At 39.4% G+C, this 24,140-nt stretch carries 22 protein-coding genes and 1 pseudogene; 16 read left to right on the forward strand and 7 right to left on the reverse strand.

Going from position 1 to position 24,140, the window contains the following annotated elements; translation table 11 throughout:
- Positions 1–7: 7 nt before the first annotated feature.
- The 11 genes from aroK to AC2117_RS01645 all read left to right on the forward strand — a co-directional run bounded on the left by aroK (position 8) and on the right by AC2117_RS01645 (position 15,050).
- Entirely contained in the window at positions 8–577 is a 570-nt protein-coding gene (aroK, locus tag AC2117_RS01595) for a shikimate kinase AroK (protein WP_042895460.1), read from the forward strand.
- 28 nt (positions 578–605) lie between these two features.
- Complete coding sequence (gene aroB / locus AC2117_RS01600; protein ID WP_133971496.1) at positions 606–1,688, forward strand: 3-dehydroquinate synthase; 1,083 nt, start codon at positions 606–608, stop codon at positions 1,686–1,688.
- 16 nt (positions 1,689–1,704) lie between these two features.
- On the forward strand, positions 1,705–2,586 hold the full coding sequence (locus AC2117_RS01605; protein WP_133971498.1) for a hypothetical protein: 882 nt from the start codon (positions 1,705–1,707) through the stop codon (positions 2,584–2,586).
- A gap of 461 nt (positions 2,587–3,047) precedes the next feature.
- Entirely contained in the window at positions 3,048–7,523 is a 4,476-nt protein-coding gene (gltB, locus tag AC2117_RS01610; protein WP_171459084.1) for a glutamate synthase large subunit, read from the forward strand.
- A gap of 69 nt (positions 7,524–7,592) precedes the next feature.
- Complete coding sequence (locus tag AC2117_RS01615; RefSeq protein WP_133971502.1) at positions 7,593–9,014, forward strand: FAD-dependent oxidoreductase; 1,422 nt, start codon at positions 7,593–7,595, stop codon at positions 9,012–9,014.
- 173 nt (positions 9,015–9,187) lie between these two features.
- Positions 9,188–10,075 (forward strand): metal-dependent hydrolase, encoded by an 888-nt coding sequence (locus AC2117_RS01620; RefSeq protein ID WP_133971504.1) that lies wholly within the window; start codon positions 9,188–9,190, stop codon positions 10,073–10,075.
- Between the two features lie 128 nt (positions 10,076–10,203).
- On the forward strand, positions 10,204–10,794 hold the full coding sequence (locus tag AC2117_RS01625) for a LemA family protein (RefSeq protein WP_042895448.1): 591 nt from the start codon (positions 10,204–10,206) through the stop codon (positions 10,792–10,794).
- 24 nt (positions 10,795–10,818) lie between these two features.
- The gene (locus tag AC2117_RS01630; protein ID WP_133971506.1) at positions 10,819–11,898 is read left to right on the forward strand and encodes a TPM domain-containing protein; all 1,080 of its coding nucleotides are present in this window, start codon (positions 10,819–10,821) and stop codon (positions 11,896–11,898) included.
- Positions 11,892–12,452, forward strand: coding sequence for a TPM domain-containing protein (locus AC2117_RS01635; protein WP_133971508.1), 561 nt, complete (start codon positions 11,892–11,894; stop codon positions 12,450–12,452). The genes AC2117_RS01630 and AC2117_RS01635 overlap by 7 nt, the downstream gene beginning before the upstream one ends.
- Before the next feature lie 351 nt (positions 12,453–12,803).
- A complete protein-coding gene (locus tag AC2117_RS01640; RefSeq protein ID WP_133971510.1) occupies positions 12,804–13,247 on the forward strand; it encodes a pilin in 444 nt (147 codons plus the stop codon).
- Positions 13,248–13,421: 174 nt separating this feature from the next.
- Positions 13,422–15,050: a PglL family O-oligosaccharyltransferase gene (locus tag AC2117_RS01645; protein WP_133971512.1), complete on the forward strand. Its 1,629-nt coding sequence runs from the start codon at positions 13,422–13,424 to the stop codon at positions 15,048–15,050.
- Positions 15,051–15,093: 43 nt separating this feature from the next.
- On the opposite strand, the gene bfr is transcribed toward AC2117_RS01645, so the two are convergent.
- The 7 genes and pseudogenes from bfr to gmk all read right to left on the reverse strand — a co-directional run bounded on the left by bfr (position 15,094) and on the right by gmk (position 20,041).
- Complete coding sequence (bfr, locus tag AC2117_RS01650) at positions 15,094–15,558, reverse strand: heteropolymeric bacterioferritin subunit Bfr (protein WP_042895434.1); 465 nt, start codon at positions 15,556–15,558, stop codon at positions 15,094–15,096.
- Between the two features lie 245 nt (positions 15,559–15,803).
- Positions 15,804–15,998, reverse strand: a complete 195-nt coding sequence (locus AC2117_RS01655) for a bacterioferritin-associated ferredoxin (protein ID WP_009392016.1) — start codon at positions 15,996–15,998, stop codon at positions 15,804–15,806.
- A gap of 219 nt (positions 15,999–16,217) precedes the next feature.
- The gene (locus AC2117_RS01660; RefSeq protein WP_133971514.1) at positions 16,218–16,601 is read right to left on the reverse strand and encodes a RidA family protein; all 384 of its coding nucleotides are present in this window, start codon (positions 16,599–16,601) and stop codon (positions 16,218–16,220) included.
- Positions 16,602–16,745: 144 nt separating this feature from the next.
- A complete protein-coding gene (locus tag AC2117_RS01665; protein ID WP_133971516.1) occupies positions 16,746–18,851 on the reverse strand; it encodes a RelA/SpoT family protein in 2,106 nt (701 codons plus the stop codon).
- 39 nt (positions 18,852–18,890) lie between these two features.
- Positions 18,891–18,980: pseudogene (locus tag AC2117_RS01670) on the reverse strand (hypothetical protein); the annotation flags it as partial.
- An 80-nt stretch (positions 18,981–19,060) separates the two neighbouring features.
- Positions 19,061–19,339, reverse strand: a complete 279-nt coding sequence (gene rpoZ, locus AC2117_RS01675; protein WP_002116990.1) for a DNA-directed RNA polymerase subunit omega — start codon at positions 19,337–19,339, stop codon at positions 19,061–19,063.
- A gap of 72 nt (positions 19,340–19,411) precedes the next feature.
- Positions 19,412–20,041 carry a guanylate kinase gene (gene gmk / locus AC2117_RS01680; protein ID WP_042895429.1) on the reverse strand — a complete coding sequence of 210 codons (630 nt, stop codon included), beginning with the start codon at positions 20,039–20,041 and terminating at the stop codon, positions 19,412–19,414.
- Between the two features lie 122 nt (positions 20,042–20,163).
- Here gmk and ispH point away from each other — a divergent pair, with 122 nt between their 5' ends.
- From ispH to AC2117_RS01705, 5 genes are all read left to right on the forward strand, one after another.
- On the forward strand, positions 20,164–21,114 hold the full coding sequence (gene ispH / locus AC2117_RS01685) for a 4-hydroxy-3-methylbut-2-enyl diphosphate reductase (RefSeq protein WP_042895425.1): 951 nt from the start codon (positions 20,164–20,166) through the stop codon (positions 21,112–21,114).
- 172 nt (positions 21,115–21,286) lie between these two features.
- Positions 21,287–21,760 carry a Tfp pilus assembly protein FimT/FimU gene (locus AC2117_RS01690; protein ID WP_133971519.1) on the forward strand — a complete coding sequence of 158 codons (474 nt, stop codon included), beginning with the start codon at positions 21,287–21,289 and terminating at the stop codon, positions 21,758–21,760.
- Positions 21,754–22,314, forward strand: coding sequence for a type IV pilus modification protein PilV (pilV, locus tag AC2117_RS01695; RefSeq protein ID WP_133971521.1), 561 nt, complete (start codon positions 21,754–21,756; stop codon positions 22,312–22,314). The genes AC2117_RS01690 and pilV overlap by 7 nt, the downstream gene beginning before the upstream one ends.
- Positions 22,314–23,315 (forward strand): PilW family protein, encoded by a 1,002-nt coding sequence (locus AC2117_RS01700; protein ID WP_133971523.1) that lies wholly within the window; start codon positions 22,314–22,316, stop codon positions 23,313–23,315. Before pilV ends, AC2117_RS01700 begins: the two co-directional genes overlap by 1 nt.
- Entirely contained in the window at positions 23,312–24,130 is an 819-nt protein-coding gene (locus AC2117_RS01705) for a PilX N-terminal domain-containing pilus assembly protein (RefSeq protein WP_197730966.1), read from the forward strand. The genes AC2117_RS01700 and AC2117_RS01705 overlap by 4 nt, the downstream gene beginning before the upstream one ends.
- Positions 24,131–24,140 lie beyond the last annotated feature (10 nt).

A 24,140-nucleotide genomic window follows, 5' to 3' on the forward strand; every position in this document is an offset into this window, starting at 1 on the left:
TTTTTTAATGAAAGCAATTGAAATAGGTGGCGCCTTGCCAAGCAAAGCGTTTGAAACCCTGCCAAATATTTATTTGGTAGGGCCCATGGGGGCAGGAAAAACAACCGTTGGACGTCATTTAGCCGAAATATTAGGGCGTGAATTTTTAGATAGTGATCATGAAATTGAACGCAAAACAGGCGCCACTATTCCTTGGATTTTTGAAAAAGAAGGGGAATTCGGATTTCGTGCTCGTGAAACTATCGTGTTGAATGAGTTGACTTCCCGTAAGGCTTTGGTTTTAGCAACAGGCGGTGGTGCGATTACTCAAGCTCCCAATCGTGAGTTTCTAAAGCAGCGTGGTATTGTTGTTTATCTTTACACTCCCGTGGAACTACAATTACAACGCACTTATCGCGATAAAAACAGACCTCTATTGCAAGTTGAAAATCCTGAACAAAAATTACGAGATTTGTTAAAAACACGTGATCCTTTATATCGTGAAGTTGCTCATTACACGATTGAAACCAATCAGGGTGCTGCACGTGATCTTGCTCAAAAGATTTTGCAACTTATTTTGTCTAACACGCTAAAATAGCCAAACTTACTCGTGGTTTAATAAACTCATGCAAACTTTACATGTTGAATTAGGCGAACGCCGTTACCCTATTTTTATTGGCAGTCAACTTGATCCTAAGCAGTTGCTTGAGCCTTATATTCATGGTCAACAGGTCATGATTGTGAGTAACGAAACTGTCGCCCCTTTATATTTGTCTCACTATCAAGAAGCGTTAAAAAGTTTGGGTAAAACTATAGCTACTTGTATTTTGCCCGATGGTGAAAAATATAAAGACATTCAACATTTAAATTTAATTTTTGATGCATTACTTGAAGCTGGTTTTAACCGAGACTGTACGGTTTTAGCTTTAGGTGGTGGTGTTATTGGTGATATGGCTGGCTTTGCCTCAGCATGTTTCCAGCGTGGTGTGTATTTTGTTCAGGTTCCGACCACACTTCTTTCACAGGTAGATTCAAGTGTAGGTGGTAAAACAGGAATTAATCATCCACTGGGTAAAAACATGCTTGGCGCATTTCAGCAACCTCAAGTTGTTTTGGCTGATATGGCTCAACTCAACACTTTACCAGATCGAGAGTTGTCTGCTGGATTATCAGAAGTTATTAAATATGCTTTGTTAGGCGAAGCTGATTTTCTAGTTTGGTTAGAGCAAAATATGGATGGATTGGTGGGACGAGATGCTAATCTTTTAGCAGAAGCTGTTTATCGTTCATGCGCCCATAAAGCCCGTATTGTTGCAAACGATGAAAAAGAGCAAGGTGAGAGAGCTTTACTCAACCTAGGCCATACGTTTGGCCATGCGATTGAATCTTACCTTGGTTATGGTACTTGGTTGCATGGGGAAGCAGTAGCTACTGGTATGGTCATGGCAGCTGATTTATCACAGCGTTTAGGCTGGATTTCGAGCGATGATGTAGAGCGTACAAAAAAAATTATTCAACGCGCTAATTTGCCGATATCATGTCCGAAAATTCCATTGGATGAATTCCTTGGATATATGGCGCATGATAAAAAAGTACTCAATGGTCAATTACGTTTAGTGTTGTTAAAGCAACTTGGACAAGCAGTAATTACTAAAGACTTTGATGTTGAACTCATGAAACAAGCTATTTTAGCAAATCAACACGGATAATAAATTAAGGTAACACATGACTGTATCACGTACACTTTGGCAGAATGTTCAACAATATATCTGGTTGGTGGGTGGTATCGTCTGCTTGTTTCTGGCTTTTCTTTTCTGGGTAATGACTGATAGTAAGAAGCTTGTAGAAGTTGAAAAAGCAGCCGATTCAGACACACCAGTGCAAATTCAGCCAGAAAAAGTGGCAACAACAGCTAACTTAGGTGCTTTAGCTGATGAAGTTAGGCCTCTGGATTTAACGACTCGGACTGTTGTATCTGGTCAGCATGAGGCGGAGTTTCGCGGTACAAAATTTATTAGCGAAAACAAGAAACAATGGACGCTTGAGCTGTTCCGTGCATCTGACGAAGATATTATTAAAAACTTTTTAAAGAATCGTTCAGACCGAAATAAATTCATCTACTTCCGATTAAGTGGTGATAAGCAATCTGAACAATATGTTTTGACATATGGTGTATTTAAACGTTCTGAAGATGCAATTCAGCAGTTAACACAACTGAATCTTGATTTACCTGAATCGATTAAGCCACAACCTCAACAATTTTCGACTTATGTGCCACTCGTCAATGACTTGGGTGCGGATGAAATGAAAGGTGGGATTAGTCAAACTTATGAAGTGCGTTTACGTCCAGCTGCATTACCAAAAATTGATGAGTCTTTACTCATGAGCACAGGTGTAAATAGTGCTATAAGTGCGCAACCTAAAGTGGCTGCTCCAGCAACGAACTCTACAACTCGGACAACTATTATTCGCCGAGATGCAGAGGGAAATGTTGTGGATGTACATCAGTCTAATTCTGCTGCTGATACTGCTAAAAAGGCTCAACAAAATCGTGCAACTGAGACTCCTCCAAAAAATGCAACAAATGAGGGCATAAGAGAGAACTAATAGTAAGAATAATTCGCACAAATATAGTGCAATAATAAAAGACATATATATTTTTTGATCAAGTGTGGTGCATATTTGGTCATTTATTAAAATGATAACCAGAATAAAATCGATCTATTTTTAAGAAATATAAACACTTAAGTTGTAAAAACTATCTTGGCATATTTTTTGCTTTATTCTTGTGCTTATTAATGTACTGCTAACTATTTTGGCGCTCTAAAGAGTGAAGTCTATGCAGAGTCGTGGGGTCGAGCTGCTTTAAAAGAGTGCGAAATAAGTCAAAACATTTTTCTAGCAAAAACCAGTGTACGTAAAAATGGAACAGCGTATATTGGCTTATCAGCCCAAAATTTTTTTTTGCGAAACATTGAGCTAACTATCGTCCATAGGCAATATCGCAGAAATAAGTTGTTTGTTTGACGCTCGAAAGAGCCTTATTGAAAGAAGGGTACGCTATGCACATGCCATCGCCTAATACTGTAGCTCCCGCTCAAGGTTTATATCAACCTGATGAGTTTAAGGATAACTGTGGTTTTGGACTGATTGCCCATATGAAGGGTGAATCAAGTCATCATCTTGTAGAAACCGCGATTCACAGTTTAAGTTGCATGACGCACCGTGGTGGTATTGCCGCAGATGGCAAGACGGGAGATGGTTGCGGCTTATTATTGGCGATGCCAAAGCAATTTTTTCGTGATGAAGCAAAAAAACTGAGTGATATTACACTTAGCGAAGTTTTTGCTGTCGGTACTGTATTTTTAAATGTTGATCCGGCATTAGCGCAGCACTCTAAAAATATTTTAACTAAAGAAATTGAGGCTGATGGCTTACGCGTACTGGCTTGGCGTGTTGTCCCTACAAATAATGATGCACTAGGTGAAATTGCACTTCAATCTTTACCGGCTTTTGAACAGGTCATAGTGAACTGTCCAATGGGTGTAACAGAAGTTGAGTTTAACCGTAAACTATTTTTGGCGCGTCGCCGTGCAGAACAACAATTACTAAATGATTCGTCATTTTATGTGAACACGCTTTGTTCAACAGTAATCAGCTATAAAGGCTTGATGATGCCGGCTGCGATTGCTGAGTTCTATACAGACTTGGCAGATGAACGTTTAAAGTCACACATTGTCGTGTTCCACCAACGTTTCTCGACCAACACTTTACCACGTTGGCCGTTGGCTCAGCCTTTCCGTTACCTTGCGCATAATGGTGAAATTAATACTATTACAGCAAACCGTAACTGGGCATTGGCACGTACTCCTAAATTTGAAAATCCATTATTGCCCGGCTTAACTGATCTTAATCCAATTGTGAACCGTACAGGTTCAGACTCTTCAAGCTTAGATAACATGCTTGAAATCTTGGTTGGTGGCGGTATGGATTTATTCCGTGCATTGCGTATGCTCGTGCCACCAGCTTGGCAGAACGTTGAAACTTTAGATGCAGACTTACGCGCATTCTATGAGTTTAACTCTAAGCATATGGAAGCTTGGGATGGTCCTGCGGGCTTGGTAATTCAAGATGGTCGTCATGCCATCTGTATGCTTGACCGTAATGGTTTACGTCCGGCACGTTGGGTAGTTACCAAAAATGATTACATTACCTTAGCATCTGAAATTGGTGTTTGGGGTTATCAACCTGAAGATGTGGTTTCTAAAGGTCGTGTTGGACCGGGCCAAATTTTGGTCGTTGATACGTTAACAGGCAAAGTGCTTGATACTAAAGATGTAAATACACATCTTAAAAATATGCGTCCGTATCGTGAATGGTTGCGTGATCATGCAATCCGCTTGAAAGCTAATCCTGAACTTGAAGAACAATTAGTTGATCAAGGTTTATCAGGTGATGCGCTAAAAGCAGCTCAAAAAATGTTTATGGTGACATTTGAAGAGCGCGACCAGTTATTGCGTCCTATTGCTGAAAGTGGTCAGGAAGCTGTGGGTTCTATGGGTGATGATACGCCAATGGCTGTATTGTCTCGTCAAGTACGCCATGTGACTGATTATTTCCGTCAACAATTTGCGCAAGTGACCAACCCTCCAATTGATCCGTTACGTGAATCGATTGTAATGTCGCTCGAAACCTGTTTAGGTCGTGAGCAGAATGTATTTGAGCAAGGTCCAGAGCACGCAGACCGAATCATTATTTCGAGTCCTGTTCTGTCTAACTCAAAAATACAGCAAATCCGTAGTATTGATCGTGCGGGCTATGAGTCTGTTGACATCAATTTAAACTATGCTGAAGAAGAAGGTTTGCAAGCTGCGATTACACGTATTTGTGAAGAAGCGGCACAAGCTGTTCGTGATGGTAAAACTTTAATTGTTTTGACAGATAAAAATATTCGCCAAGGTTTCTTACCAGCAAATGCTGCGCTTGCAACTGGTGCTGTACATCATTACTTGATTAAAACTGGTTTACGTACTGATGCTAACATCATGGTTGAAACTGGTTTTGCACGTGATCCACACCAATTTGCGGTATTACTTGGCTTTGGTGCAACCGCGGTTTATCCGTACCTTGCATATGACGTGATTAATGATTTGATTGCTAAAGGTGAGCTTTTAGGTGATCCAATCCATGCGCAAGCAAACTTCCGTAAAGGGATTGAGAAAGGCCTATTAAAAGTTCTTTCAAAAATGGGTATCTCTACAGTTGCGTCGTATCGTGGCGGTCAGCTTTTTGAAGCAGTTGGTTTGTCATCTGAAGTAGTAGATCAGTGTTTCTTAGGTGTTCCAAGTCGTATTCAGGGTGCAACATTTGCTGACCTTGAAAAAGACCAGAAAAAATTAGCTGCTACAGCATGGTCAAATCGTAAACCGATTGATCAGGGTGGTTTGCTTAAATTCGTATTTGATAAAGAGTACCATGCGTTCAACCCAGATGTGATTAACTCATTACATACGGCTGTTCGCTCTGGTAAGTATGAAGACTTTAAAGTATATGCTGAGTTGGTTAACAACCGTCCGGTTGCAACCATTCGTGACTTATTCAAGTTAAAAATAACGAATTCGATTCCAGTTGACCAAGTAGAGTCAGTTGCAGATATTTTGCCTCGTTTTGACTCGGCAGGTATGTCTTTAGGTGCTCTTTCTCCAGAAGCACATGAAGCAATTGCAATCGCCATGAACACAATTGGTGGTCGTTCAAACTCTGGTGAGGGTGGTGAAGATCCTGTTCGCTACGGCACCATTCGTAACTCGAAAATTAAACAGATCGCATCTGGTCGTTTTGGTGTGACACCTGCGTACCTAACTTCTGCTGAAGTATTGCAAATTAAAGTTGCTCAAGGTGCAAAACCAGGTGAAGGCGGACAGTTACCGGGTGGTAAAGTAAATGGCTTAATTGCACGTTTACGTTACTCTGTGCCGGGCGTAACACTGATTTCACCTCCACCACATCACGATATTTACTCAATTGAAGATTTGTCTCAGTTAATTTTTGACTTGAAACAAGTTAACCCGAAAGCAATGGTTTCGGTAAAACTGGTATCTGAACCAGGTGTGGGTACAATTGCCGCAGGTGTTGCTAAGGCATATGCAGACTTCATTACCATTTCTGGTTATGACGGTGGTACAGCAGCATCTCCACTTTCATCAATTCACCATGCGGGTTCTCCATGGGAATTAGGTCTCAGCGAGGCGCATCAAGCACTTCGCGTTAATGACTTACGTGGCAAAGTACGCGTACAAACTGATGGTGGTTTAAAAACTGGTCTTGATGTGATCAAGGCAGCAATTTTGGGTGCTGAGAGCTTTGGTTTCGGTTCAACTCCAATGATTGCTTTAGGTTGTAAATATCTACGTATTTGTCACTTAAACAACTGTGCGACTGGTGTTGCAACTCAACAAGACCATTTACGTCAAGAACACTATATTGGCGAGCCACAAATGCTCATCAATTTCTTCCACTTTATTGCGGAAGAGACGCGTGAATGGTTAGCAGCATTAGGTGTTTCTTCGTTGAAAGACTTAATTGGTCGTGTTGATTTACTTGAAGTGTTGCCAGGTGAAACTGAAAAGCATGCTCATCTTGATTTAAGTGCATTGTTAACATCTCATCCATCAGCTGACGGTAAAGCCCAGTACTGTGAAGTACAAGGTAATGCACCATTTGATAAAGGTGTATTGGCTGAAAGAATGGTTGCTGAAATGCTTCCTGCAATTGAATCAAGTGCAGGCGGTCAGTTCAACTTCAAAGTGGTGAACTGTGACCGTTCGATCGGTGCTCGTGTGTCAGGTGAAATCGCTCGTCGTTATGGCAACCTTGGTATGGAAATGCATCCTGTAATCATGAACTTGACTGGTACTGCTGGTCAGTCGCTTGGTGTATGGAACGCTGGGGGTTTACACATCCGTCTTGAAGGTGATGCAAACGACTATGTGGGTAAAGGTATGGCAGGTGGTCGTATCTCGATTTTCCCACCACAAGGTTCACCTTTCCAGACACAAAACACGGCAATTATTGGTAATACCTGTTTGTATGGTGCAACTGGCGGTAAGCTTTTTGCAGCGGGTACAGCGGGTGAGCGTTTTGCGGTTCGTAACTCGGGCGCATTTGCTGTAATCGAAGGCGCTGGTGATCACTGCTGTGAATATATGACAGGTGGTGTGGTGACTGTGCTTGGTAAAGTAGGCCATAACTTTGGTGCGGGCATGACGGGTGGTTTTGCTTATGTACTTGACCTTGACAATGACTTTGTAGATTACTACAACCACGAATTGATCGATTTAAATCGTATTTCAACAGAATCTATGGAAGACCATAAAGAGTTCTTGTTGCGTATTATCGATGAGCATATTAAAGAAACAGGTAGTGCTTGGGCTTATAAAATCCGCAATGAGTTCGATTTCTACAGCCGTAAATTCTGGCTTGTGAAACCAAAGGCTGCTAATTTGCAAACGCTTTTGAAAACCACACAAGCTGATCCACAATAATTCCACGACTGCAACGACATAGGCAGGTGCGGACAACAGTGAAAACCGCGCCTACCCACGGAGAGAGACATGGCAGAACGCCTAAATAATGACTTTCAATTTCTGGATGTAGCACGCCAAGATCCAGAGAAAAAAGATATTACTGTCCGCAAAGCAGAATTTGTGGAAATTTATAAGCCTTTTACATCGGAAACTGTTACTAATCAGACTCACCGTTGTTTAGGTTGTGGTAACCCATATTGTGAATGGAAATGTCCTGTACATAACTACATTCCAAACTGGTTAAAGCTCATCGCTGAAGGCCAAATTTTCCAAGCTGCTGAGCTTTGCCATCAAACCAACACATTACCTGAGGTATGTGGTCGCGTATGTCCACAAGACCGTTTATGTGAAGGTGCTTGTACCTTAAATGATGGTTTTGGTGCAGTAACCATTGGTAATGCTGAAAAATATATTAACGACACAGCCTTTGCTTTAGGTTGGCGTCCAGATATGTCGGGCGTAAAATGGACTGACAAAAAAGTTGCAATTATTGGTGCTGGTCCAGCAGGTTTAGGTTGTGCGGATATTTTAGCTCGCGGTGGCGTTAAACCAGTTGTATTTGACAAGCGTCCTGAAATTGGTGGCTTACTTACATTCGGTATTCCAGAATTTAAAATGGAAAAAGATGTCATGAAACGCCGTCGTGAAGTTTTTACAGGCATGGGCATCGAATTCCGTTTAAATACTGAAATTGGTACTGATGTCACCATTGATGAATTACTTGCAGAATATGATGCGGTGTTCATGGGTATGGGAACTTATACCTATATGAAGGGTGGTTTCCCAGGTGAAGATCTTGCGGGTGTTTATGATGCGCTTGATTTCTTGATCTCTAACGTAAATCGTTGCCAAGGTTGGGAAAAAGACCCAAGTGAATACATCAGCTTAGATGGTAAAAAGGTGATTGTTCTGGGCGGTGGTGATACAGCGATGGACTGTAACCGTACTTCATTGCGTCAAGGCGCTCATGATGTAACGTGTGCATACCGTCGTGATGAAAGCAACATGCCGGGTTCTGCACGTGAAGTAAAAAATGCCTATGAAGAAGGTGTGAAATTCTTGTTCAATCGTCAACCGATCGAAATTGTTGGTGAAAATGGCAAAGTGACAGGCGTAAAAGTGGTAACGACACAAATGGGTGCACCTGATAGTCGTGGCCGCCGTAGCCCTGAACCAGTTCCAGGTTCTGAAGAAGTATTGCCAGCAGATGCAGTTTTACTTGCATTCGGTTTCCGCCCGAGTCCAGCTGACTGGTTTGGTAATGTGAGTATTAATCTTGATGGTTCAGGGCGTGTTGTCGCAGCTGAAAAGCAAGAATTCAAATTCCAGACATCAAACCCGAAAATCTTTGCTGGTGGTGATATGGTCCGTGGTTCAGACCTTGTCGTAACTGCAATTTGGGAAGGCCGTCAAGCTGCCGAAGGCATTTTGGATTATCTCGGTGTTTAATAAAGTAGTTTGTTAAAGCACTCAAAAAAGCCTACTTCAAGTAGGCTTTTTTATTGTCTACCATTAGTCACTTTGATGCTTTTAGCAAAGACAATAAGCTTTTTTGCCCTTTTTAACCTTCCAAGCTCGCGACATACTCAAAGCTTCCTTCTTCAATACAATAGGTGTTGAATATGAACATCGCAGGTATGACGGCAGAAAAATCATATTTAAATCGTCGAAAAGCGTTGGGTATTACTGTACGTCGCCTTGAGTTTAATCCTAAGGCGATCAAGCGGCATTATTTTGCGAATTCACCTCTCATGTCTCACTTTTTAACTGCACTTTCCTCGACTTTTCCTGTTGGTGAGCAGTTTTTCGTAAATAGCGTACGTAATGTGCGTGATAAAGTCTCAGACCCCCAACTACAAGCACAAATTGCAGCTTTTATTGGACAAGAGGCTATGCACTCCAAAGCGCATAGTGAGTTTAATGACGCTTGGCGGCGTGATGATTATAATCTGGACAGTTTTCAAAATTGGCTAAATCAGCGTGATAAATATTTAAGAACGATTCCTCCTAAACTACAATTGGCTCTTACTTGTGCTTTTGAACATTTTACTGCTCTACTTGGCGCATATGTTTTACAGCATCCAGAGTTATTAAAAACGTTAGATCAAGATGCACTAAAACTTTGGGTATGGCATGCAATTGAAGAAATTGAGCATCGTTCAGTAGCATTCGATGTCTATCAGCATGTATATGGAGATGATCGTATTCGTCACTTACTCATGCGTAGTGTCACTACAGGATTTGCCAGTATTGCTTTTTATGGAACAACCCGCTTATTTTGGCAAGATAAATGGAATAGCTTACCTAAAATCGGAGGTAATTTATTTGGTTTATATTTGCTGGTTAAAATGCTTGTTCAGCTCATGCCCGAATATTTCGCATATTACAAAAAAGATTTCCATCCAAGTCAAAAGGATTATGGTCGTATGGTCGATTACTGGAAAAGTTCTTTAGCAGATGAATATCAAATGGCAAGTTTTCACCAAGAAAAAGACCAGTTATTAAATTAATAAATAACCGGATTGAAAAATCCGGTTTTTAAATCAATAAAATAAAAGCAACACAATAATGCCAAAATCATCATACAATCGAGGAAAGAGGTTAAAAATATAAAGAAAAACTTGAGGATAATGTGACGATGAAAACATTGAAACAACTCGCGATCGCGACGACACTTGCCAGTACCTTATTATTTTCAGGGTGTGGCTATAACACTTTACAAGTCAAAGATGAAGCAGTAACGGCAGCTTGGTCTGAAGTTCAAAACCAATATCAACGTCGATCAGATTTAGTACCGAACCTTGTAAATGTAGTTAAAGGGTATGCTAAGCATGAAGAACAAGTATTAACCGAAGTTACACAGGCACGTTCGAATGTTGCTGGTTTAAAAGTTGATAAAGAAGTTTTAGAAGATCCAGCATTACTTGAAAAATATCAACAGGCTCAAAGTCAATTAACAGGGGCTTTATCTCGTCTGATTGCTGTTTCTGAAAATTATCCAGATTTAAAAGCCAATACCCAATTCCAAGAACTGCAAGTTCAACTTGAAGGAACAGAAAACCGTATTGCTGTGGCTCGTAATCGTTATATTACAACAGTGCAAGACTACAACGGATATGTCCGCCAGTTCCCGCAAGCAGTGACTGCAAAAGTAATTGGTATGCATCCAAAAGCCAATTTCGCTGCAGAAGCATCTGCACAGCAGGCACCAAAAGTTTCTTTTGATTAATTTTAAGAATCAAAGGAGAGCTGCATGAGAAATAATATATTGCTTCAGCTTAAGCAAATTAAGGTATTTATTGTTACCTTAATTTTGCTCTGTTGCGGTGTTCTTTTTCAGAATGCGGCATGGAGTGAAACTAATATTGCAACTGCTACTGATGAAACTGACACCATTGTAGCGGGCAAAATTATTCAGAAGCAGCAGGCTCAAGCTTCCGCTTCTAAAAATGAGCAGTCTGCTTCTGGCGTAGCTCCCCAAACTCAAGTCGCCAACGATATGGCAGATGGTGAATCGATTCGTGGTTTGCCAACCTTAAATCAGCCTGTGATTGATCAAGCAAATATCTTAAGCGAGGCAGAGAAGCAGCAGCTCGACCAAAAAATTCTAAGTTTATATCAACAAGGCAAAGCACAAATCGGTATTGTCATTGTTCCAACTACGGGCCAAGAAGATATTTTTGATTATGCATTACGAGTGGGTGAGCAGTGGCAATTAGGCTCAGCTAAGCGTGACAATGGATTACTCATTGCGGTTGCGGTAAATGACCGCCGTATACAAATTCTAACTGGCTACGGCTTAGAAGGCATATTACCCGATATTGTGGCAAGTCGAATTATTCGAAACCAAATTACACCCTATTTTAAACAAGCCCAATATGCACAAGGTTTGAATGCAGGCCTTGATGAAATTGGAAGAGTTTTAAATCTTGATCCAGAAGTTGCTCAGCAAGCTGCTCAAGATTTAAAAGAACGACAGCACCAAGCTGCTGAAGAGCAACAAGCCAAACAAACAACGCTCACGATGGCTTTATTTATTCTTGTTGCTGGAATTGTGGGTTCATTTATTGTAGGGCGGCCTCTAAGCGCATCTACGGCGGGCGTTGCTGCTGCAGTGGCGGGTTTTGTAAATGGAGCCGGATTAGTAACTAGCTTACTACTTGGTTTTGGAATCTTCTTTTTACTCATTACTTCAATTGCGCAGCTTATTTTACAGGTTATTCTGAGTGGTGCAGGCGGAGGAGGGCGTGGTGGTGGCTTCGGCGGTGGGGGCGGAGGCTATGGCGGCGGTGGAGGTCGATTTGGCGGCGGAGGTGCATCAGGGTCATGGTAACAACATCAGAAACAACAGAAATCATTACTCAACCTAAAATTGAGGACTCTGTAGAACCGAGTCTTAAACGCTGGTTTAAGCATTTTTGTTACTTACCAGCCAGCAGTCGATATTTTTCAAAACAAGATAAACAAACGATTGCTGATGCTGTACAGCAGGCAGAACATGGACATGTGGGCGAAATACAAGTAGTAATTGAAGGTCACATTCCATGTTCACAGGCCTATCGGCAAAATACCCGATTAAGAGCACAGCAGTTATTTGCAGAGCTTGGGGTTTGGGATACCGCATTGAATAGTGGCGTACTACTTTATTTAAATTTATGTGAACGTACAGTAGAAATTATATTTGACCGTGGTATTAGAAATGCCACTAATGAGCAAGTATGGCAACAGATTTGTGAGTCTATCGTTCAACAACTTAAACAAAAACAATATCAGCAAGCTGTAGTGATTGGCGTTCATCAAATTGGAGAGGTAATGTCACGTTTTTATGATGAAAACATGCCAGATCAATCCAATGAATTAGGAAATGCCCCGATTATTATTAATTAAATTATTGTCTAAAATTCTTATATCTCATAGTTTTCTAAGTTTTTATTTTTAAAAGGTGACTGACAAAAAACGTCACCTATTTATTTATTTTTAAAGAGAATTTGTTCACAAAAACGAATATAAACTTTGATAAGTTTGTTTTACTTTTTTTGATGTGTGATGTGTTGTAGCGAAAAGGCATGTGACGATTTTTGTCAGTTATTTACAGTAATTTTATATTTAGTAAACTGGAAAATTAATATAAGTTTTTGTTTTATAAATAAAATAAAAGTTGGCATAGATGCTGCAATATAGTTGAGAGCTGAAAAAGCTTCTATAAAAACATACATACAATCTTTGGGGAAAAAGGCTATGAATGCACAAAAAGGTTTTACATTAATTGAACTTATGATCGTGGTTGCGATTATTGGTATTTTGGCGGCGATCGCGATTCCTGCATACCAAAGCTATATTGCTAAATCACAAGCTTCTGAAGCATTTACATTAGCAGATGGTTTAAAAACAACAATTGCTACTAATTTGCAATCAGGCACTTGTTTTGCTTCTGGCGCCGCCGCCGCCGCCACCGCTGATTCAATCGCTGGAAAGTATGGAACTGCAACTATTACAGCAGATACAACTGCGGGTGGTAGCGGTTGTGGTGTTAGTTATACATTTAAGGCTACTGATGTATCAGATAAATTAACAAGCAAAGTAATTGGTATGTCTGTAACTGAAAATGGTGTAATTAAGCCATCAACTGTTACAGTAACTGATACTACTCTAGCTGATTATTTACCTCAGTCTTTTAAATAATAATCTAAGTATTTGAAAATATTTATAGTTATTTTAAAAAAAACGCATCTTTAGGGATGCGTTTTTTATGTATAAAGCAATTGTAATCAACAATAATTAATTGGAACTTTAGATTCAGTTGACTAAGTTATCTGTATAATTCCCTGCAAGTTCTAAGTCTTTTCACTCGTCACTATGCAAGTATTCTTCCTATTCCTCGCTGCAATCCTGTTAGGTTTTGCATGGTTGTCTCCATTTCACTATAGTCCTTGGGTCATGTTCTCGAGTGAAGTGAGTACTTTTGGGGCTGGATTATGCGTATTAGCCGCTCTAATTCAGCAAAATATTAAAATTCCTAGAGCACAACTATTGTTGCTGCCATTTGCTTTCATTCCAATAGTGCAGTGGGGTTTTGGTTTAGTTTTTGATCTGAGCACAGCCTTATTGAGTTCATTTTACTTGTTAGGTTTTTGGTTTATGGTCTTGGCTGGCTACAACCTGTCCTTAGATCAACAAAAGCGAGATCAAATCTTTTCTGGTTTTAGCTTACTCGTAATTATTGTTTCCGTTGCCACAAGCTTAATTGCAATTTGCCAATGGTTGAATATTGAGTCTAATATTCCCTATGTACTTAAGTTACAGGGTAATCGTCCTTATGGCAATTTTGGTCAACCCAATAATATGGCAACCTTTTTAATTATTGGGTTATTAGGGTGTTTGTATTTATATGAAAAGAACAAAGTAACTATCTGGTTGTTATTACCTTCAGCACTGATTATTTTATTTACGGTTGCATTGAGTCAGTCAAGAACTTCATGGATAGTTTTTCCATTTTTACTTATTTATTGGATAATTAAGCAGTTTAGAAAGCAAAAAAGATTTGGATTTGCTCAAGGCTTTTTGTGGTGCTTAACATTTTTTTTAATTGCTGGCTTGATCTTACCTTATATTACTCAATTCATCGAATTATCTACAAATACACAGATTACTGAAACAAGTACGTTTGTTGCTCGGGCAGGTTCGGGGCATGAGCGTGTAGGTATGTGGATACAAATATTGCATGCTATCGCTCAGCAACCATGGGCAGGGTATGGATGGAGTCAAACGAGTGTTGCTGTAGTTGATAGTATTCAATATGGAACTGTACATGTATGGTTTAATAGTGCCCATAATGTACTGCTCGATTTAATTGTCTGGAATGGTATTCCATTAGCAGCAGTAATCATTGCTTACTTTGCGTGTTGGTTCCTTTGGTTAAATCAACAGGCTAAAGAAACCATCTCAATTATAGCGATTATGATGGTTTGTGCCGTGTTGATTCATGCCATGTTCGAGTTCCCACAGCGTTATGCTTACTTCTTACTTACCTGTGGTTTTTTGCTTGGTATTATTCAGGCACAGACTCCTGTACTTAAAGGAGTTGTACTTAATAAGCAAATTTTCCGCTTATTATGGGTAGTCAGTTTACTGCTTATTATTGCGATTTTACGTGATTACAATGTTTATGTTCTGAATAGTAATTTGCTTTATAAGAATAAACAGCCAAATGCAGAGTTCATGGGAAGCAGTAAAATTTTTGTTTTAACGCAGTTTGAAGAGCGTTTAAAATGGATTGAACTTAATCCAGAAACTAAATTACCTGAAGCTGATTTAGTCCAGTGGGGAAATTCAGTAAAGAATAAAGCGACTCCCTATAATTTACGTAAATATGCAAAATTGCTGGCTTATAATGGAAAACCAGAGCAAGCAGAGCAGCAAATATTAATTTTAAAGCATCTCTATAAGCAAAAAATAACGCTACCAGAGTTATTAAAAGAAAAGTAATAAAAAATCCCCTTGTACTCAAGGGGATTTTTTTTATGAGAAATTACATCTGACTCTGGATATAATTTTCAATGCCAACGCTGCCGATAAGGTCAATTTGAGTATCTAACCAGTCCCAATACTCTTCTTCTTTTTCTAAAATTTCTTGAACGAGATCACGCGTCACATAGTCTTGTTCTGTTTCAGCGAGTGCAACTGTTTTTTGAATCGCTTCTATATTTTCTTTCACTTTGCGAATGTCACATTGCAGAACTTCTTCTGTATGTTGACCAATGTAAAGTTTGCCTAAATGCTGAAGGTTAGGCAGGCCTTCCAAAAATAAAATACGTTCAATAATTTTGTCTGCATGCTTCATTTGACGAATTGATTCTTTATATTCGGCAGAGCCAAGCTGCTCAATTCCCCAATCATTAAACATGCGTGAATGTAAAAAGTATTGATTAATTGCAGTTAAATGATGATACAGCACTTGGTTGAGCTGATTAATCACATCACGATTGCCTTTCATTGTAGCTACTCCAAAACAATTTCTGCCTCAATTCAATTAAGGCAATCTATAAAACCATTTTAGTGAACAATCATGGATATGGCGAGTAATTTATAGAACAGCAAATGAAAATCGCAATCAAAAACAACACAATATTAGTAAAGGGGAATTTTTAGCCAAAAAAAACCGCTTGAATGAGGAACTATTAACGTTCAGCAAAAAGCGGTGGAGGAGCTAATAAATACGGTTAAATGTTTATAATTCTCTTACGCAGCCACGGAAATACGAGCGGCGATTTCTGCTAATTCTTCACTAATAATAGCACGTGCTTCTGGTGCACAGCGTCCACAGCAAGTACCGAGATCAAGCAAGTCGCGAATTTCGCGATAGCTTTCAGCGCCATTTTCAACAGCGTCTTTAATATCTTGATCGGTAATGCCACGACACAAGCAAACGTACATGGGAGTGATCCCCAAATATAAATGCGATAATAGATATTATTGATAATTATTATCGTTTGTCAATGAAATTCATTTAAAATCTCATTTATTATTATTGGGATTTTGGATAAAAAAATACCACCTGAGCGGAAATCCAAGTTGTGTTCAGATTTTATACAAAGGTGGTTCATGATTTGGAGCTAAGAATTTAAAGGAAAATATTCAATATATTTTTATATCTTATTGATTAATAATTACAATACCATCCATTTCTACTAATGCATCTTTAGGTAGACTAGCTACACCTAATGCTGCACGGGCAGGGTAGGGTTGAGCAAAATATTCACCCATAATTTGGTTTACAAGTTGGAAATTTGATAAATCGGTTAGGAAAATATTGAGTTTGGCAATATCTGCTAGAGAGCCCCCAGCAGCTTCACAAACCGCTTTTAAATTATCAAATACACGGCGAATTTGAGCTTCGATACCTTCTACAAGTTCCATACTGTATGGATCTAAACCAATTTGCCCTGAAAGATATAACGTATTGTCTACTAAAATAGCTTGAGAGTATGTGCCTATAGCAGCAGGGGCATTTTCAGTATGAATCACTTGGCGGGACATTTGGTTCTCCTTGATTAAATCTCATTCCATCATAATCGATGATAGGTTTGGACAAAAGTATCATCGATTTAACTGATTAAGTGGATTTGGAAAGTTTGATTTTGTTAAAGAAACATAAATCTGACCAATCGCCCTTGTAAAGACCTAGCTTACTTTTGAGACTTCCATTTGGGGATTAGGAGCATCCAAACGTTCAATACGCGGGAAACCATAATGCATACGTAAGTCACGGATGACTTTTGCAATATGTTTACGGTTGTTAACTACAATATTAACAAAAGTTCTTTGCTCATTTGAGTGAACCATTTCTACGCCTGCATTATTTTTACGGCATTGATAGATTAGGTCTGATACCTGCTCATCATTCATTGCCCTATCTATAGCGAGGTAAGCAGTAAAACGTACATCATCTACATCATCTGCTTTCCATTGAAGCGGCATAATATTTTCAGGGTGAAGATGTTGCTCATGTAGCAAGTTATGGCAGCGTATGCGATGCACAATTAACCCACGACGTGTTAAATGCCCTTGAATTGGGTCGCCTAGAACTGGATTGCAGCAATGTGCATATTTAACGTCGATACCTTCAGTACTTTGAATGAGTCGATCTGAATTTTCCACTTGTGGATGTTTGTCATGAGCAAATAGGTGATTAGCTACGAGTTGAGGCAGTAAGTCACCAACAGCAATTTGCTCAAACAATGTATTTTTATCGCCGATGTGGCGCCATTGAAGTAAATCTAACCAGTCGGCTTCAGAAAGATCGTTAATCGAACGATTGAATAGTTTCAGTGCTCGAGAAAGTGCTTGTGCACCGACTAAACGCTGTTCTTCAATGTCTTGGTCTTTAAGGACATGCTGTAATGCACGGCGAGCTTTTTGAGTATTAATAAAACTTAGCCAGTCTGGATTTGGTGTTGCTAAAACATCCGTAATAACTTCGATAACCTGACCGCTAATTAAGGGTGTCGACAGTGGTTTAATTTCACCATCTACTTTTGCACCAACTGCATGATTACCTAAAAATAAACTTGCTGAATAAGCAAAATCAACTACGGTAGCACCTTGTGGTAACTCATGGAGTTGACCATGTGGTGTATAAACCCAAATTTTTTCTTGATGTAAGTAATCTAATAAATCATTAAAAGTCGTTTTTGCACATTCTCCATCGATAAGCGTATTCAGATTTTGCATAGAGGCCTGAATGGCTGAACGACAAGTTTGCGGTGCATTTTCACCAAGCACTACGCCAAAGCGAGCAGCTTTGCGCATAAGCTCGGTTTGAATGGTAAGAGAGAGTGTGGTTTTTTCGCCTTTAAGTTTAATCAGCAAAGATTGATTGCCACCAGGTAATGGACGACGGATATGGTCTTGGTATTGGATGACCTGAAAGTTTTCTCTTAATGCATCAACTAGGCGGTCACAGTCAGCAATTGTTTGTAAAACGATTTCAAAAGCATGGCTATGGGTAAGCTCTTGTAAATCCATCTCATTTTTAACGAAATGGCGTAATAATTCGATATTGTTATTTTTCTTTTTAATGCGGCCTTGAATATGATAGTTATGGAGAAGTTCAGCGAGGTTTTGTTCCCAGATACTTTGATATTTACATCGCTCTGGTTTGGTTAGACGTAGTGCATTTTGCACGTTATCAAACATATCAAGATCAAGATTTTGATAACAAAGATTTTCTAGATTATCGCCCATTTCGTTCATGCCGACTAATCTTGCCATTGGCACAAAAATATCAAGAGTTTCTTGAGCAATGCGGGCACGTTTATCGGGACGCAAAGCACCTAGCGTTGTCATATTATGATAGCGATCAGCTAATTTAATAATAATGACACGTGGGTCCTGTAGGGTCGCTTGCAAGATTTTTCGGAATGAGGCAGCCTTGTTATATTCTTTATCACTTGACTGGCTAAGTTTGGTTACACCATCAACTAGTTCGGCAACTGTCAGACCAAACTTTTCAGTAATATCTTCTTTTGTATATTGCGTATCTTCAATAACATCATGCAAAAGTGCTGCCATTAAGGTTTCAGCATCTAAACGCATGTTCGCCAGAATGCAGCTGACAGCAATTGGATGCAGAATGTAGGGTTCACCACTTTTACGTGTAATGCCAGTATGCGCTAGATCGGCAAAATCACAGGCAGCAAGCACTTTCTCGACCTCACTTACCGATAAGTAAGGGTCGATAATCAATTTAAGCTGTTGCTTGGCTTGGCTGACCTCTTCGCCTGGCATAAATCACCCTTTTTCCTAATGCTGAGAAACTAAATCTATCTACTTCTTAATGAAAAGCATATTGCGGAACTTGTCAATTTTTTCATTTGAAAAAGTGTATTTTTTTTTCAATGAAAATAATTGCTTTTTTCAATATCTTTAAATTCAAGACAAAGCCAAATAAAAAACCACCGCAGAAAAACGATGGTTTTTTTATAAAACAGAATTAGTTAGAAAGAAAAACCTTCTAAATTCAAGCTGTTTGTAGAAAGAGCAAGATCAAGACTAGAAGTTTGATAATCTTGTTCACGTTGTTTAAGAATTTCTTTCGTAACGTGTCCTGCCGCGATTTCGCGCAAAGAAACTACAGTCGGTTTGTCGTTATCCCATTCTACAGTTGGCTCCATGCCTTGACGTGCCAATTGACGAGCACGTTTACTTGCAACGAGCACAAGCTCAAAACGGTTGTCTACATGATCTAAACAATCTTCAACGGTGACGCGTGCCATAAAAGTTCTCGTTTTGGAATGGTGAATTTGAACAGACTAAACAGTATAAAAGGCTTTCGATCTAGACTCAAGTTATTCCTGTTTTGGTTGAGGAGTAATCAAGTCTTGAATTAATGTTTGATGACGTTTGGCTTGCTGAGATAATACTAAACGGTTTGCTGTAATCACAGCTTCAAGCTCATGTAAGGCTTTATTAAAATCATCATTGATAATGATGTAATCAAAGTTCGTGTAATGCTGCATATCTTCAACTGCACAGCTTAAACGATGTTCAATGACTTCAACTGAGTCTGTACCACGATTAGATAAGCGCTGACGTAGGTCAAACTGAGTAGGGGGTAAAATAAATATTTGTTTAGATTCAGGAAAAAGTTTTCGTACTTGCTCTGCACCTTGCCAATCAATTTCAAGTAAAACATCGTGCCCTTGAGCTAACTGTTGCTTTACCGTTGTTTGAGAAGTGCCATAGTAATTACCAAATACTTCAGCGTATTCAATAAAACCGTCATGGTTGACTTGGTCTAGAAATTCATCTTTTGTAGTGAAGTGATAGTGAACACCATCTAATTCACCAGGACGTTGACCTCGGGTAGTATGCGAGACTGAAACATGTAAATTGCTTACACGGTCAAGCAGGGCTTTCACCAAAGATGTTTTGCCCGTTCCTGATGCAGCAGAAACGACAAACAATAGACCCGACATGATATTTTTCCTGATATGATAAAATATCTTCGCTATTGTAGTGTACCGTGCGTTTAAACTGAATAGTTTTAATTGCAAATATTCAAGAGAAATTCCCCTGTTTTATTAATTTTGAGGCTGTTATGGAAATTGTGTTAGCTAATCCGCGTGGTTTTTGTGCCGGTGTTGATCGAGCCATAGCAATCGTCAATCGGGCTTTAGAATGTTTTAATCCGCCTATTTATGTACGTCATGAAGTTGTACACAATAAATTTGTGGTAGATGACTTACGTCAAAGAGGGGCAGTTTTTGTTGATGAGCTTGATCAGGTTCCGGATGACTCAATTGTAATTTTTAGTGCGCATGGCGTTTCAAAAGCAGTTCAGCAAGAAGCAGAGCGCCGGGGCTTAAAAGTTTTTGATGCCACTTGTCCTTTAGTTACCAAGGTTCATATTGAAGTGACTAAATATGCACGTGAAGGTACTGAAGCAATTTTGATTGGTCATGAAGGACACCCTGAAGTTGAAGGAACAATGGGTCAATATGACAAATTAAAAGGTGGTGAGATTTATCTTGTTGAAGATGAAGCTGATGTGGCTGCACTTGCAGTAAGACATCCTGAGAAACTTGCATTTGTAACCCAAACAACTTTATCTATTGATGATACGGCTAAAGTCATTGATGCGTTGCGTGCAAAATTTCCTCATATTCAGGGGCCACGTAAAGACGATATTTGCTACGCAACTCAAAACAGACAAGATGCTGTGCGTGACTTGGCTGAACAGTGTGATGTGGTGTTGGTTGTAGGCTCACCTAACTCATCAAATTCAAATCGTTTACGTGAGCTTGCAGAGCGTATGGGTAAAGCTGCTTACCTTGTAGATAATGCTGATCAGCTAGAACAGTCATGGTTCAATGATACTTGCAAAATTGGTGTGACAGCGGGTGCTTCAGCGCCGGAAATTCTGATTAAGCAAGTGATTCAACGTTTACAAGACTGGGGCGCGCAAGCACCTAAAGAATTAGATGGACGTGAAGAGAACATAACCTTTAGCCTTCCTAAAGAATTACGCATTCACGTGACTCAAGCATAAAGTGTGACTTATTTAACATACTGATTTTAAAATAGTAAAACAGATAATTGTTGATGTGACGATTATCTGTTTTTTTATACCCTTTATCTGCTTTGTATTTGTTTTGTAAATCTAAACCGTAAAATTTAAATAATAAATAAAAAATTCTTAAGTTTATTTGGGGTTTAAGGGGATGAGGGGAATTACTCCACAAGAAGGGTTCACCTTGGTTGAGCTTATGGTGACGATTGCAGTAATGGCGATTATTGCAATGATGGCTGCGCCGTCTATGTCAAATTTATTGGAAAATAAACGACTAGAGGGAAATCAACGAGACCTAATCAATGCTTTGTCGGAAGCGAAGAGCCAAGCAATACTTGGTCGACAAGACGTTTCTATTAATTTGAATTCAACAGCTTTAAATACACCCACTTCTTTTAATTGGAAAGCTGCTTCAAATAATACTCTTGAGCTCAAGAATATAGCTGCTGATAGCACACAAAGTTCCTTAACAACGACAACCTTGACCTTTAATGCGAATGGAATGGTAACTAATATCACCCAAGATACGCTTTTATCTATTTGTAATTCAAAAATATATAAAAAGAAAATTCTTATTTTAACAAAGCTTGGCACATTAATTTTTAAAGCTGAGGAGACATGTTAATGGGGGGCTCTAAACAACAAGCTCAAGCTGGGGTTGGCTTATTAGAAGTGTTGGTTGCTTTAATTTTACTTGCAATAGGGATTTTAGGATATGTTGCCTTGCAAATTCGGGCTATGGATGCTTCTTCAGAGGCTTTAAGTAAATCTCAGGCTATTATGATTATGAGAGGATTAGCAGAAAATATTCGCGTAAATAGTACTCAAGCTAGCCAATATCCTATCTTTGTTCGTAGTTATAGCAATTATTCATCTACCACCACAGCCCCTACGTTGTGTTTCAACACAATTTGTACCCCTTCTCAACTTGCACAATTTGATGCTTATCAAGCAGCAAGAACTGCAGATCAACTAGGCATGAAAATCACAATGTCAAATTGTCCTGGGGTCACAACTACAATGGCCCAGCAGAGACAGTGTCTATTTGTTTTTTGGGGCAAAACCACTCCAACACTTACGACAAATGGGGGCGTCACGAGTGTGGATGTATCGAGCTGTATGAGTACGAATGGTGTTTATACCAATAATTCGAATTGTTTAATGATGGAGGCATATTAATGACTCACTCATTTGTATCGTGGAAGCAACGAGGCTTTACATTAATTGAGCTTATGGTTGCATTGGCTTTAGGCCTAATTTTGGTCGCTGCGGCAACTCAATTATTTATTGGTGGACTTCTATCAAGCCGCTTGCAAAAAGCAAATGCTGAAATACAAGATAGCGGTATTTTTGGCTTGGAATATATTGCACGTGATATACGTCTTCTAAATTATGGAAATGTAATAAATCCAATATTAACGGATACCACGCCTTGGGGAGGTGTTGTATTAACTGGTTCAACAGCAACTAATAATGACAGTGTCAATTTTGTTCCTAATGTTGGCACAAATACCTATATTGCTGAGACACTATTAAGTCGTGGTGTGGGAGATACGGTAAGTACCGTTAGTAATCACTGGAAAGGCCTTTCAAATATACAGAATAGTTCAAATGCTGCTATGCAAAGCGATCAGCTGACTATTCAGTTTATTGCTCCTACAAATATGACAAATTGTGAAGGCGTGAATGTACTTGCTGGAGATTTAATTGTAGAGCGGTATTTTTTACGTCTTGATACGAATGGTAGTTCTCAGCAAGATTATGCGCTTGCATGTGATGCAAATACTCCCTCTAGCGTAGCTACGGCACAACCTACCACTGTGTCTGGATTAGGAGATGCTGGTCAAATTATATTGCCGCGTATTGACCATTTCCATGTGTTATTCGGCGCAAAGAATGCTGCTGGCAATTTTGCTTATTACACAATTCCCCAATATCGGGCTGCCGCACAGGCTGCCCGAGATGCCACTCCACCAGTAATGGCACCTAGAATTCTTTCAATACAAATATCGGTGTTAGCCCGTTCTACTAACAATGCCCAAAATAAAGCAATAGATCCCACACAGTCGTTTCTTATGTTGGATCAAACTGTACATGCTTCTGATAACACAACTCGATTTTTGCGCCGTGTTTATAGCGTAACAATTGCTCTACGTAATGCGATGGGGGAAAGTCTATGACCCATTTAATTCATGAAAATATTAAAAGTAAATCTAAGGAAAAAGGAGCAACCCTTATTGTTGTGCTGATTATTTTATTGGTTGTTGTTTCTGTAGGTGTTTTAGCAATAAGAGTGGCAATTGTTTCTTTAAAAGTTGCTACTAACAGCCAAGTTAGCCAATTAAATTTTCAGTCATCTGATACGCCTTTAGAACTCATTGTACAGATGAATCCTACTACCCTAACTAATATTACAAATGTGATTGGTGCTGCGCTCAAAGAGCATGAAAGTAACCCAGGTGCAGAATACAACTTTTGTTATAAACCTGTTTCTACATCAACAAATTTTGCTCAGACCCGAGGTGCAAGTTTACTTCGAGCAGGAAGTGCTAATAATGCAGTCGTTGAAGATGGGGGAGTGGCAGGTTTTTGTGATCTAACAAATGACTATGGTAGTAATCGTCAAGCGGTGGTTACTCAAGTTGCTGTGAGTATTCCTACAGATGCTGCAAGTGATATTCCTGGCTCTAATTTACCACGAGGAACAAACACCTCCGAAGGCACACAACTACCTAAAAGCATGCTATCTACGCAACGTATTCGTGTTATTACCACTGCTTTTTTGCCAGCCTACGCATCTACCTCTATCGAAACTTTGCAAAGTGATTGCTTAAGTACGAGTTCAGCAAAAATTAGTGACAATTTTGATACCGCGTTAACGGCTAAACAAACACTAGCGGAGTGTTTGGCAAATCATAACGTGCCTTTTAGTACTCAAGTTCAAGAATTTAACTATACCAATAAGCTTACTCAAATTACGGCACCAGGTTCATAACGGGGAATAT

It is taken from the genome of Acinetobacter calcoaceticus, from assembly GCF_900520355.1.
GTDB classification, from domain to species: Bacteria; Pseudomonadota; Gammaproteobacteria; order Pseudomonadales; family Moraxellaceae; genus Acinetobacter; species Acinetobacter calcoaceticus_C.